This is a genomic window from Legionella antarctica (assembly GCF_011764505.1).
Classification (GTDB): Bacteria; Pseudomonadota; Gammaproteobacteria; order Legionellales; family Legionellaceae; genus Legionella; species Legionella antarctica.
Window position 1 is genome coordinate 2,672,696 of the sequence record NZ_AP022839.1, and the last position, 12,999, is coordinate 2,685,694.

The window sequence follows — 12,999 nt, forward strand, 5'->3', positions numbered from 1 at the left end:
CCGCACTAATTGATTTTTTTTTGGCCTAGGGTTTTGATTTTAACATTTAAAAAACATTTCTTTCTTGCTTTTAGCTGCTTTTCCACGATATTTTAGCGTCAAATTTTCTTTTAATAATTCAACACATTATGAAAACAATTACGTGCAGCATACTTCTTCTTATCACCAGTGTTATGAGTCATGCGCAAAGCAATCAACCAAGACTTATAGTACAACTAGTTGTTGATCAATTAAGAGGTGATTTAATTCATCAATATCAAAAACAGTTTGGCAGCAACGGTTTTAATTATTTATTAAACCATGGGATTAATTACCATAATGCCCATCATCCTCATGCAAATACTACAACATGTGCGGGACATGCAACCATAGCTACTGGCAGCGTCCCTTCCATACATGGAGTGGTTAATAATGAATGGTATGATAGAAAGTCCAGAAAAATAACCTATTGCATGGAGGATTTTAAAACCAGTATTCTACCTACTATACATACCCGAAAAAAAAATCCAGGACGCTCTCCCTTCAATTTAAACGTTTCTACTCTAAGTGATGAAATACTACTGGCCGATAAAGGAAAAGCTTTTGGAGTATCTTTAAAAGATCGGGCTGCAATTACACTGGCTGGCCACTCAGGTAAGGCATTTTGGTTTGATAAAATTAACGGGGGATTCGTCACTTCCAGTTATTATTATTCTGCTTATCCTCAATGGGTTCAAGAATGGAATAAACAATATAAACCCGTGCAATACAGTTGGAGTCTAGGTCGCCCGTTAGAGGAATACTACAATGCAAATAACCCGACTTTTCACCATAATTATGAAAATTTTGGTCAAACCTTCCCCCACCATATTTCAAATCCTCCTACTGAGGAGTATTTCACTTATTTGTCCAGAACCCCTAAAGCGGATCAATTAACAGCCGACTTTGCAGAGCAACTTTTAATACAGGAACAATTGGGATTATCGGTAAATAAAACAGATTATTTAGCAATAAGTTTTTCTGCAGTTGATACTATTGGTCATCAATTTGGCCCAAACAGTCTGGAGGCTGAAGATAACTTAATAGAACTGGATAAAACTTTAGGCCATCTCCTTGCCGTTATTGATAAACAGGTTGGTCTCAAAAATACACTTGTAATCCTGACCGCAGATCATGGTATTAATGACAGTCCAGCATACCTGAAAATGCATCACATTCATGAGGTCAAGCCAATCGATATTAAATCAATAGAACAACAGATTCGTGCTCAGTTAAAAACACGCTACACACTCCCTCCGGAAGTGTTGCTGTCCATTACCCCCCCTTATATTTATCTGGATCACCAAATTATTAATGATCATCATCTTAATTTAACCAATGTCTCTCAATACTTATCCGAAATAGTAACTCAACAACCGGGTGTATTTAAAGCTTATCCTCTGCCTGTTACAACCACTGAAAAAGATTGGCTCAGTGCGAAGGTGAATAAAATGGCTTATCCCTATCGCGCAGGAGACATCTATATAGTTCAACCACCTTACCAATCCAATGGCAGCAAAAATGATAATAGAGTAACTCATGGAAGCCCATGGCAATATGACAGTTATGTTCCCCTATTATTTGTCCATCCGAGTTTCAATGCCCGAATGATCTCACGGCCCGTTAAAACAACAGACATAGCGCCAACTTTGGCCGCTGTATTGATGATAAAGCAACCCTCTGGAACAGTGGGACAGCCTTTATCTGAAGTATTGAGCGCATTTAATGGAAAAAATATGCTTAAGAGAAATTAATTTTTTGCAGTATTGCAAAGTGAATAACCATTGGTGACCGATCATCCAAGGATAAGGTTGTAATCTTTTGGTTATTCGCTGCCACCCAGACAAAAATCCAAAGTCAGACGATGCAGAAAAATTCATCAAACTGACCAATCAAGAATATTTTATTGAGTTTAGAGTTGAGAGATTTCCATGACAAACTTTTCTCAATTCAACCGAAAATTGAAAATCAATCCTTAACATGATTTAGGCCTAACCGGAGGACAGTACTTTTCCCCCGGTACTTAAAAAACTCATTCAATTAACCCGACTTAGTGTTTATTCTACTTCTAGTAAGCTTAGGTGGGTTGACTGTTCCTTGATTTCCCAAACCCGGAGAGTGATGAGACCGTATGATCAACCGTTTCTGCATCAGGATAAAATGATTTGGTTGATTGGGTGAGGCGTTTATGTAATTTGGTAAACAGAATAGGAAAAACACCATTTGCCGTGACATTGGCCGTTGTACCAAAGGGATCACAAATTAAATACACAGCCGTAATCAATCCCACCATATCACTTGAAAACCCCAGATGGGCCTCCAAGATAGGAGCAACTACGATAATGACCCCTCCAGGAACCGCGGCAACAGCGTACTTCGCCAATGCGGTATAAAGGGCAAAAACAATAAATACAGAAGGTGATGGCATCGGCAAGCCAAAAGTCAGCAATGTGGCGAGGCTTAAAATAGGAATGCCAATTGCACTGCCAATAGTATGAATATTGATAATAGCAGGTACAAGCATTTTTGCTTGCTCAGAGTTGCTCAAATTTTTTTCTGTTGAAAGTAGAAGCACGGGCATTGCAGCAGCACTGGATATAGTGCTAAATCCGGTCAGACTGGCAGGCATAACATTTCGCAGGTAAAACCAGAATTTTTTAAATGAAAATTGGCCCGCAACAAAATACCATGAGGCAATATAGAGCCATTGGGTAGCAACGATTAAAATCAAAATAGGGCCATATAAGCTTAAAGCGGTTTTTAATAAATGCTCATGTTCCAGCTTGAAAACAAATCCTAATATAAATATCGGCAAAACAGGAATAAATATTTTCTTTAAAAAGATATTAGCTAGCCCATTAAAGTGAGTAGCCATTTTTTTTGCTGTAGAGTTTGGCCAAACAGAAAAAAAGATGCCAATAGAAAAACCACATAACAAAGCGATGTCATTAGATATCAACTTGGTTAGATGAAAGTGCCATGCAGGCGCCAATTGTGGAGCAGAGTCAATGTGAGTTGCGGTAAAATGTAAGAGATTAAGGCCAATATAGCCAGAACTATAACCCACCATCAATGCTGTAAAATTAGAAACAAAGATACAGGCTATTAATAAAAATACAAAAAAGAGCGCTCCCTTTTGTAAGTTTGAAAGACAATAAAAAATAAAACTAAAAATAATAAAGGGTAATGCAAACTCCAGGACTCCTTTTATGCTCAAACTTAAAGCATAGCTAATGGATTTTATCTCAAGAGGAATTTGCGAACCAAAATACATCGGAAGTAACAGTGTTGCGCAAAGAATAATCGGTATTTTAATTTTTCTTAAAAATTCTATAGACATATAAATCCTTAATTTTAAAACGAATTCCAAATTCAAAAACGAACCAGTATAATGGCAAGTTAGGTTATTTGGAAGTACACAGTACCTCAAACCCCGCCCCTGCTGCAAGGATGCATTTGTTTTCGAGTATTTTTTCATTTTGATTTAACGTACATAAATCTGTTCTTATTTGCTTTTGCTGAGATCCAAAGGCTTGTTTTTTCCCTACCTTGATGGCTAAAATCTTACAGCCCACCCTATAAAGCATTTCAATTTGATTATTGATATACCTTACCTTTAACCTCGATGACAGGTTCTGCTAAAAGATAAAAATGCACCTTAATTTACCAATAAATTAATATTTTCTTAATAAACATGATGTAAAGTGATGCATTTTGATTCTGGATTATATAAATGGGTACTCGAGAACATGCCGAAACACTACTTTTAAGAATTGAAAAACTTATTATAAAAAGCTCTAACCCCAAATTAGTTAAGGATCTATTGGTTACACTTAACCTTCATTCACTCGCTACCAAGAATAGAGAGTATGCTGATTTTATTTTAAAAGCGTCAACCGAGGAAATTAATCTTAGTGCATTACTCAATCACCTCAAGATCTGTATCTTAAATAACCATCCTTTATGTTCTTTACTTGCATTTATTCAGGAAAACGATTTAGTCAGTGATTATGAACTTGCAAATATAGCTGATACTTTGCAGCTACAAGTGAATTTAATAGGGATTTTTGAGGCAATAACAATTACCATGGCTAACGGAAAAGAGTTTGCCCAAGATGTTTATGATCATCTTAATCGATTCAGCTCTTCTTTTTTCCCCGCCAATCCAGTTGCTGAGTTCTTTTTTGGCGTTCCCTATACCGCCTCATTATTTGAACGATTAAAGCTAATGTCTATTAAACCGGGAATGCTTAATATTTTGTTTCATAAATTAATGGGAGAAAAAGTTGAGACAGTCGCGGATGCCAATGCCTTCATCACTGACAAAAATTTATCGGGATGGAATGCAGATATCCATCCAGCTGAACTCGAGGCCCCAGCAAAAGGTACTGCTCCAGGAATGGGTGTTAATATATTGGAAGCCACCTGGGAGGATTCTACAGGCCATGCCAAAGACAAAGGCGGAATTGAAAATGCTATGGCTGGCATTGGACTTATTATGATCATGGAATCGCAACAATTTGCAAGCAGCTTCAGGTTAGTATCTCACATTCTTCCTCAAGGCGTTGATTTGCAGGAAACCTCTGCCTATGAGCTTTTACCAGATTTAAAAATAGAGAGCACAAGGAAAAAAATAGCTCAATTTGGTATCGATTCACAATGGCGTGATTTATATAACAGTTGGAATCTATTTTTTGTTATTTCTAATATCGACAGTATATTCATGCCAATTAAATTGTTATTACCAACCGTTTTCTCTGCTGACCCCCAAAATTATAAAGAAGTCAGACTTTTAACACTATTCTTATTTGCTAATCTTCTTCTTAGTGAAAGCACAAGAAGTAATCCTGTTTTTGCAAAAAACTATTTCATTAAAAATGCGGCTATTATTCTTAAAAAATGGGGGGAAATTAATAAAGAATATGCCAGGGATATACTTCATAATAAAGGTGGAGACTCAGCAGCAGACATTGAATCTGTCTATAAGCATTTATTCGGAAATTATCCAAATTTAAACTTTTTACGACAATTAATTTTATTTAGTCAAAACCCAAATGAATATAGTTTTACCAAATCCTATACAAGTCATCAGATAAAACATCAAAGTCCGCTCTTTTTTGCAATGAAGCGATCATTAGAAGAGGCAAATACATCTAAATTACAAATACACGCTGTGGATACTCCAGGATTAGAAATGTAAGCAAGAGGCTCACACGACATTAATACTACTGTTTTATAACGAGTTTTTGGTGTTTACAATTGGATTAAAGTCCACTTTTTTATATTTGAAACCCCAATATTAAAGTAACACCCCAATTTTAATTTTTAAGATTTAATATGTGCTGTTTTCATGATCTGTTATGCAGTATAATCTGCACGAAATTACACTAGGAGTTTGAGTATGCTGAAAGATCTACATGTAGCCCATTTGACAGGAACGGCGACCGTCATTGAAAATCGCCTTTTAGAAGATACAGTCAGCTGGGATAGAAATGCCCGTACCACAAGTCAAATGTTCTTTAAACCCTATGAATCACCACAGGAATTCGTATTTTGCGCGCGCCATACATTACAACCAATAGCACTGATTGCATTAACATTAATGGATCCACTTGCATTAGTGGCAGGCTCTTGCGTTATTGCTGTTGGTATCGCCGGTTTTTTAGCCTTGAGTGGCATCAATACCTGCTTGGGTAATGAGAGATCAGCAAAATGGGCCATGGATATGGTCGAAGAAATTTTTTCTCGTGTGTGTCAAACTATTATCAACCTCATTGTATTACCTTTAGCAGCCTTATCAATGCTCACCCGTGGAATATCAACTGGATTGCAGGCGGCTGATATCTATGATTATGATGCCCCTGAAGCTCAGTATGCTCTGCCCTAAATTAACAATTAATTTCAACTGCTACTCTGCAGTCATATAATCACCTCCCTCTAGGCTTCAGCTCCTGGATGGAGACTACTGATTGACAAAGAATTCGATTGAATTTGACGCAAAAAACCCTTACTATTTGCACAAAATTTCTAATGATATAAACATGACTAAGCAAGCAATAATAATTGGGATTTCCGGCCCTTCTGCATCCGGTAAAAGTCTTTTAGCCAATACAATAGTTAGTGAGTTAGGTTCCGAACAAGTAGTAGTTATATCGGAAGACGCCTACTATAAAGATAATGGGCATTTACCTTTCGCTGAAAGAGAAAAAATAAACTACGATCATCCTGATTCTTTTGATCACTCTCTGCTATGTGATCATTTACGCCAGTTAAGAGAAGGAAAATCAGTAGACATCCCTATTTACTCTCATTCGAAACATCTTCGTTTACCTGAAACTCGAACGGTAGGTAAGCATGCCATTGTGGTATTAGAAGGTATTTTGCTGTTTAGCGATAAAGCCCTACGTGAAATTATGGATATTCGTATATTTATGTCTACTCCACTTGATGTATGTCTGACACGGCGCTTAAAGAGAGATGTCGTTGAAAGACAAAGAACTTTTGAATCAGTAGTTCATCAATATGAAACAACGGTCAGGCCAATGTATCTGCAATTTATTGAACCCTCAAGCCGATATGCAGATATAATTGTTCCCCGTGGCGGAGAAAACAGAATTGCTATTGAAATGATTCAAGCAAAAATGCGTGAGTTATTGGCAACTCATACCACCAAAAAATAGTAAATAGAAAGGAGAATACAGTGGGATTTTTATCGGGAAAAAAAGCATTAATTATTGGGTTGGCAAGTAATCGTTCAATAGCATATGGAATTGCTAAGGCATTACATGCTCAAGGTGCAGAATTAGCGTTTACTTATCAAAATGATAGATTGCAAACTCGAGTTGAAGATATGGCGGCTGAGTTCAATTCCACACTAACCTTCCCTTGTGATGTAGCTCACGATGAAGAGATCAATACACTTTTTACCAATCTTCATCAACATTGGGATAAACTCGATATTTTGATTCATTCTGTCGCCTATGCTCCTGCTGATCAAATAAGTGGTGACTTTATAGAATGTGCCAACAGAGAAGGTTTTAGAATTGCTCATGATATTAGCGCCTACAGCCTGGTTGGTCTTGCGCAAGCGGCATTACCGATGATGGAAAAAACTCAGGGTTCTATACTAACTCTAAGTTATTATGGTGCAGAAAAGGCTGTTCCCAATTACAATGTCATGGGTATTGCAAAAGCGAGTCTCGAAGCGTCGGTTCGCTATTTGGCGGCAAGCTTAGGACCAAAAGGAATAAGAATCAATGCAATATCTGCAGGTCCCATTAAAACGTTAGCTGCTGCAGGTATTAAAGACTTTCGTAAAATCCAGGCCGCTTATGCAAACATCACTCCACTACAAAGAAATGTTACCGCAGACGAAGTAGGAAATGCTGCAGCATTTCTTTGTTCTGATTTAGCATCGGGAATTACCGGTGAAGTTGTTCATGTGGATGCTGGCTATCACGCAGTCTCTACTATGAGCGATTTAACATAGGCTATGTAGGACTCGGATTCAAATAAAATACATCAATAATAAAAGAGCTTTTATAGCTCTTTTTTTATACTCCATAGAAATTTTTCAGTACATCGTCTTAGCCAAATTCATGATTTATCACTTGGTTACAGACACAGTAAGCACAATAGCTATTAAAGGAAAAAAGCCGTTATGAAACCTGACCAATCTAAACCACTACGCCTGTGGAAGTAACTCAACTTCGATTCATGCAGACAGGTTTTAAGATCTATTCGATCAAAGCTTATCGCTAAGATCGGGGTTGTATTGACTTTATTATTGTATCCTTCAATAGAAAGCACGGAAATTTTTCAGAACTTGTTGTAATAACAAGTACTATTAATAAAAAAAGCCAGGAGAAACCTGGCTTTTAGATTATTTATCAGACGTTATATCGCATAAGATTAACTCTTCACAATTTTAGCTTTTTTTGTTAAGTTGTTTACATACAAATCATAATCCATCATGCCATAACTGGCTTCTATTTGTTGTATTAAGCTAGTTCTTTGCTCTTGATCCAGGTACGTTAATTGTCCATCATTAATACGTTTAAGTCGTACAACAACATAATCTCCATTCTCTAAAATAATACCATCGCGACTTTCTGGTCTTAATAAATTAAAAGCTAAATCATTGATTAAAGCACTGGATTTTTCATTATCTCTAGCAGCTTTTACTACTTCATGCCACTTCAATTTATGGGTACTTATCAATTCTTGTTGCTGCTTATCTTCAACAGGATTCAATAAGTAAGAGCCAATCTCTTTCGCTTTTGCTTCAGCTAATTGTTTAGTAAGAATTTTTTCAATTTCACCGTGTACAGCAAATAAGGGCTGCTGCTTAGCAGGTATATGAGCATTCACTCGCAATACCATTACTGAATCATTGTCCAGCTGGACAGGATCGCTGTTATTTCCCAGATCAAGAACATCATGGCTAAAAGCTGCATTAACCACTTGTTTATTTTGAGCTAGAGGAGTTGTTCCTCCTAAACGTGAGAACGGTTCAGAATGTTGGATTTTTAAGTCTAATGCGTCTGAAACTGGTGTAAGAGAATCAGGGGACTGATAACTTAAATCAGATAATTGTTCTAGAGCTTGCGCATATTGAGTTTGAGCCATATCAGTCAATAGTTGTTCTCTGATCATCGAATCAACATCAGCTAAAGAACGTATTGTTACTGGCTTATAAGCTATTAATTTAAAAATCTCATAACCATGCTTTGTTTTCTCTGGTCTGGAGATTTTTCCTGGCTCCGTCATGGCTGCTAAAATCTTGCCATATTCATTTTGACCGGCAGTAATCCAGGGCAGAATCCCTTTACCTGCGATAGATAATTTATCATCAGACTTTGATGCCACCAAACGATTAAAGTGATCAGGATTTTTTTTCAACTCATCGAATGCTGCTTCAGCTTTTTTCTGAGCATTCTCCATCTCATCTTGGGATGCATTATCCGGAACAGCGAATAAGATATGAGCTACTTGCCATTGTGCGGGTGTTAAGAAATTACTTTGATTTTCATCATAATAACGTTTTACATCTTCATTAGAAATTTTAATCTTGGAACGTATATCGCCCATTGAAAGCGTCACAAAATCAATGCTGACTTGTTCAGGCATCATAAATTCTTTTTCATGCTTTGTATAATACTCATCGATTTTATCTTCTGAAATTTTAATTTCTTTTTTAAAACGGGCTGCGGGAACTGTGAGGTACTCATAATCCCGGGTTTGCATGTATAATCTGACAAAACGGTTAATCTCACCAGGTAATGCAAAAGAACTACCCATAAAAGCAAAACGTTGCTGATTAAGCAACATCCCTTGTCTTACTTCATTTTGAAATGTTTCAGGAGTAAATAATGCGCCACTTAATGCTTGCTGGTACCTTTCAGTAGAGAAATGACCGTCCTCCTGAAATTGAGGGATATTAACAATTGCGGCATTAGCTTGCTCAGGACTTACTTCAAAACCATAGTGACGCGCTGATTGAACGGTCACTTCATTAGTGATCATTTGATTCAGAACTTGATTTTGCAGATTTTTTTCATCTCCAGCAGTCATTTGCGCCATATCCTGCTGAGCACGAGTCCGTCTGTAGTTAGTTTCGAAGGCTTGTTTGGTTATAGATTGATCGTTAACGACTACTTTAGCATCGGATGTTTGGTGAGATTGTAAATAATAATCCAAACCAAAAAGGGTAAAGGTAAAAGCGATTAATATAATGACTAACCAAGCAACCACGCCTTGTATGCGTTCATTTAACTTCTGCAACATTTCCCGAGATCCATTTTGATAATAAATAAGCTTGATGAAGACAAATTATAACATAAGCTGATAAAAAAAACGCGCCTTTCGGCGCGTTAATCTGGCGGAGTGGACGGGGCTCGAACCCGCGACCCCCGGCGTGACAGGCCGGTATTCTAACCAACTGAACTACCACTCCATTTCATGGTGGGTGCTGTAGGGATCGAACCTACGACCCTCGCCTTGTAAGGGCGATGCTCTCCCAGCTGAGCTAAGCACCCTGAAAACTTAAGCTTGTTGTACTGCTTCTTTCAGGTTTTTACCCGCTTTAAACTTGGCTACTCGTGACGCTTTAATTTGAATAGCTTTCCCAGTTTGTGGGTTTCTACCAGTACGTGCTGAACGATTACCTGTTGAAAAAGAACCAAATCCAGGTATTACAACTTGATCGCCACTTTTTAAGGCATCAGTTACAGTAGTCATAAAAGTTTCAAGAACTCTGCTTGCGTCAGCTTTTGTCAAACCTGATCCGCTTGCTATAGCATCTACTAATTCACTCTTATTCATCTTTTCCCCTTTACAGTTAATCATCCATATTTCCGGAGCTGATTTAAACAGATTTAACTGCCCCAGTCAAGTTCGTACATCCTTGCAGTGCCCGCCAGTAGTGGGCAACGAAGTGAAATATACCCCGTATTAATGTGCATGTAAATCATTATTTTTAATTTTTTTTGATCTTTTACTTATTACAGGGTCAGGTTGTACATTTGTTGGCTTATCTAGCCAAGGACTGCGTTGTAAAGCAAGTTCAAGAACCTGTTCAATCGTCTTGACGGGATGAATAGTTAACTGGCGCAATATATTATCTGGAATCTCTTCCAGGTCTTTTACATTGTCCTCCGGAATAAGCACATGCTTAATCCCCCCGCGATGCGCAGCTAATAATTTCTCTTTTAAGCCGCCTATTGGTAGAACTTGCCCTCGCAACGTAATTTCTCCTGTCATCGCAACAGCAGCTTTAACCGGAATTTGGGTTACAACAGACACCAGAACCGTACACATACCTATACCAGCACTTGGCCCATCTTTAGGTGTTGCTCCCTCGGGAACATGAACATGAAAATCATTTTTTTCATAAAAATCGTCGGTCAAACCAAACTTACTAGCACGACTTCTCATCACCGTCATTGCCGCATGTATTGACTCTTGCATGACTTCGCCTAATTGACCGGTATGGGTTACTTTCCCCTTACCTGGCATCATGGACGCTTCAATAGTAAGTAACTCACCACCTACGCTTGTCCATGCAAGTCCTGTAACCTGTCCGACCTGATCGAATTCTTCGGCTAATCCATATCTGAATTTTTTAACACCCAAAAACTTCTCAATATTACTAACAGTCACATTGATTTTTTTAGTTTTCTTGCTGGATAATATATCTTTTACTACCTTTCTACAGATACTCGCTATATCTCTCTCCAGATTCCTCACCCCCGCTTCACGAGTATAATGACGAATTACATCTCTGATAGCCCCTTCACTAATTGTAATCTCATTGTTATTTAAACCATTTAACACAATTTGCTTCGGCACCAAATATTTCTCAGCAATACTTATTTTTTCATCCTCGGTATATCCAGCCAGACGAATAACTTCCATTCTGTCCAGCAGAGGTGCTGGAATTTCCAAAGAATTAGCTGTTGCAATAAACATAACATCGCTTAAATCATAATCAACTTCCAAATAATGATCACTAAATGTATGATTTTGTTCAGGGTCTAATACTTCAAGCAGTGCAGATGCAGGATCCCCACGGAAATCCATAGCCATCTTATCGACTTCATCCAACATAATAAGAGGATTTTTAACGCCTGCTTTACATAATTTCTGAATAATTTTTCCTGGCATAGAACCTATATATGTTCTTCTATGGCCTCGAATTTCAGCCTCATCTCTGACACCGCCCAATGCAATACGAATAAAAGTTCGCCCAGTAGCGTTAGCTATAGATTGTCCTAAAGAGGTTTTACCTACCCCTGGAGGGCCAACCAAACATAAGATTGGTCCTTTTAACCGTTTTACTCTTTGCTGTACTGCTAAATACTCAATAATACGTTCTTTAACTCGCTCTAGACCATGATGTTCTTTGTCAAGTAATTGTTCTGCTTTACTTAAGTCAAATTGAATTTTATTTTTCTTTTTCCAGGGAACCATCAGCATCCAATCGAGATAATTACGAATAACTGTTGCTTCAGCAGACATTGGAGACATCATTTTTAATTTATGCAATTCTGCAAGCGATTTTTCTTTGGCTTCTTTAGGCATTCCTGCTTTATTAATTGAATTTTCTAATTGATCTATTTCGTTGCCTTCTTCACCCAACTCTCCCAATTCTTTCTGAATCGCTTTCATCTGTTCATTTAGATAATATTCACGCTGGCTCTTTTCCATCTGGCGCTTAACTCTGCCTCTCACACGTTTTTCAACGTGGAGCAGATCGATTTCATTTTCTATAATCGCCATCAGTCGTTCTAACCGAACGCCAACATCAGTAGTCTCAAGCAGATCTTGTTTATCATCTACTTTAAGTGCTAAATGAGCAGCAATGGTGTCAGCAAGACGACCCGGCTCTTCAATACCGGCCAAGGGTGATAATACTTCAGGAGGTATTTTTTTATTGAGTTTAATATATTGCTCGAATTGCGACATTAAAGAGCGCATTAAAATGTCAACCTCTTGTGCTTCTAGAGCCGAGCTCACTTCTTCAACTGGCTCTAATGACGCTTCTAAATATCCTTTTTCCTGAGTATATTGAATCACTCTGGCACGTTGTTCCCCTTCAACCAATACTTTCACAGTACCATCAGGTAGTTTCAACAATTGCAATACACTGGATAAAGTACCAACATCATAAATATCATCAGCAGTTGGATCATCATTAGCTGATTTTCGCTGGGCAACGAGAAAGATCTGCTTTGCATCAAGCATGGCCGCTTCCAAAGCTTTAATTGACTTACCACGACCGACAAAAAGAGGAATAACCATATGCGGGTAAACCACTACGTCTCTTAATGGCAATACAGGTAAGTTAGACATATTTACAGTCTCATTCGATGTTATTTCATTTTCACAAGACATAATGAACCCTTATTCAAACGAAAAGCCTTAATTATAGTTTTTTGCTGCTTTTTTTATGAGTATACAGATATTAGAGCTTATGAACAA

At 37.8% G+C, this 12,999-nt stretch carries 9 protein-coding genes and 2 tRNA genes; 5 read left to right on the top strand and 6 right to left on the bottom strand.

Annotated features, from left to right (window positions below; all coding sequences use genetic code 11):
- Positions 1 to 128 precede the first annotated feature (128 nt).
- Entirely contained in the window at positions 129 to 1,772 is a 1,644-nt protein-coding gene (locus tag HRS36_RS12650; protein WP_173237589.1) for an alkaline phosphatase family protein, read from the top strand.
- 323 nt (positions 1,773 to 2,095) lie between these two features.
- On the opposite strand, the gene HRS36_RS12655 is transcribed toward HRS36_RS12650, so the two are convergent.
- Positions 2,096 to 3,496, bottom strand: coding sequence for a cation:dicarboxylate symporter family transporter (locus HRS36_RS12655; protein WP_338033698.1), 1,401 nt, complete (start codon positions 3,494 to 3,496; stop codon positions 2,096 to 2,098).
- 255 nt (positions 3,497 to 3,751) lie between these two features.
- Here HRS36_RS12655 and HRS36_RS12660 point away from each other — a divergent pair, with 255 nt between their 5' ends.
- The 4 genes from HRS36_RS12660 to HRS36_RS12675 all read left to right on the top strand — a co-directional run bounded on the left by HRS36_RS12660 (position 3,752) and on the right by HRS36_RS12675 (position 7,507).
- Complete coding sequence (locus HRS36_RS12660; protein WP_197933191.1) at positions 3,752 to 5,218, top strand: symporter; 1,467 nt, start codon at positions 3,752 to 3,754, stop codon at positions 5,216 to 5,218.
- 201 nt (positions 5,219 to 5,419) lie between these two features.
- On the top strand, positions 5,420 to 5,905 hold the full coding sequence (locus tag HRS36_RS12665; RefSeq protein WP_173237591.1) for a hypothetical protein: 486 nt from the start codon (positions 5,420 to 5,422) through the stop codon (positions 5,903 to 5,905).
- 154 nt (positions 5,906 to 6,059) lie between these two features.
- Positions 6,060 to 6,698: a uridine kinase gene (gene udk / locus HRS36_RS12670; protein WP_173238523.1), complete on the top strand. Its 639-nt coding sequence runs from the start codon at positions 6,060 to 6,062 to the stop codon at positions 6,696 to 6,698.
- A 20-nt stretch (positions 6,699 to 6,718) separates the two neighbouring features.
- Positions 6,719 to 7,507: an enoyl-ACP reductase FabI gene (locus HRS36_RS12675; protein ID WP_173237592.1), complete on the top strand. Its 789-nt coding sequence runs from the start codon at positions 6,719 to 6,721 to the stop codon at positions 7,505 to 7,507.
- A 422-nt stretch (positions 7,508 to 7,929) separates the two neighbouring features.
- On the opposite strand, the gene HRS36_RS12680 is transcribed toward HRS36_RS12675, so the two are convergent.
- The 5 genes from HRS36_RS12680 to lon form a co-directional block, all read right to left on the bottom strand.
- Positions 7,930 to 9,804, bottom strand: a complete 1,875-nt coding sequence (locus tag HRS36_RS12680) for a SurA N-terminal domain-containing protein (RefSeq protein WP_173237593.1) — start codon at positions 9,802 to 9,804, stop codon at positions 7,930 to 7,932.
- A gap of 92 nt (positions 9,805 to 9,896) precedes the next feature.
- Positions 9,897 to 9,973 (bottom strand) — tRNA-Asp (locus HRS36_RS12685).
- 6 nt (positions 9,974 to 9,979) lie between these two features.
- Positions 9,980 to 10,055, bottom strand: a tRNA-Val gene (locus HRS36_RS12690).
- 7 nt (positions 10,056 to 10,062) lie between these two features.
- Positions 10,063 to 10,341, bottom strand: a complete 279-nt coding sequence (locus HRS36_RS12695) for an HU family DNA-binding protein (protein ID WP_173237594.1) — start codon at positions 10,339 to 10,341, stop codon at positions 10,063 to 10,065.
- 129 nt (positions 10,342 to 10,470) lie between these two features.
- A complete protein-coding gene (lon, locus tag HRS36_RS12700) occupies positions 10,471 to 12,912 on the bottom strand; it encodes an endopeptidase La (RefSeq protein WP_173237595.1) in 2,442 nt (813 codons plus the stop codon).
- Positions 12,913 to 12,999: the final 87 nt, after the last annotated feature.

Excerpts from the sequence above, each read along its gene's own strand:
- HRS36_RS12650 (WP_173237589.1), top strand. The coding sequence starts at position 129 with ATGAAAACAATTACGTGCAGCATACTTCTTCTTATCACCAGTGTTATG.
- HRS36_RS12655 (WP_338033698.1), bottom strand. The coding sequence starts at position 3,496 with ATGAAAAAATACTCGAAAACAAATGCATCCTTGCAGCAGGGGCGGGGT.
- HRS36_RS12660 (WP_197933191.1), top strand. The coding sequence starts at position 3,752 with ATGGGTACTCGAGAACATGCCGAAACACTACTTTTAAGAATTGAAAAA.
- HRS36_RS12665 (WP_173237591.1), top strand. The coding sequence starts at position 5,420 with ATGCTGAAAGATCTACATGTAGCCCATTTGACAGGAACGGCGACCGTC.
- udk (WP_173238523.1), top strand. The coding sequence starts at position 6,060 with ATGACTAAGCAAGCAATAATAATTGGGATTTCCGGCCCTTCTGCATCC.
- HRS36_RS12680 (WP_173237593.1), bottom strand. The coding sequence starts at position 9,804 with ATGTTGCAGAAGTTAAATGAACGCATACAAGGCGTGGTTGCTTGGTTA.
- HRS36_RS12695 (WP_173237594.1), bottom strand. The coding sequence starts at position 10,341 with ATGAATAAGAGTGAATTAGTAGATGCTATAGCAAGCGGATCAGGTTTG.
- lon (WP_173237595.1), bottom strand. The coding sequence starts at position 12,912 with ATGTCTTGTGAAAATGAAATAACATCGAATGAGACTGTAAATATGTCT.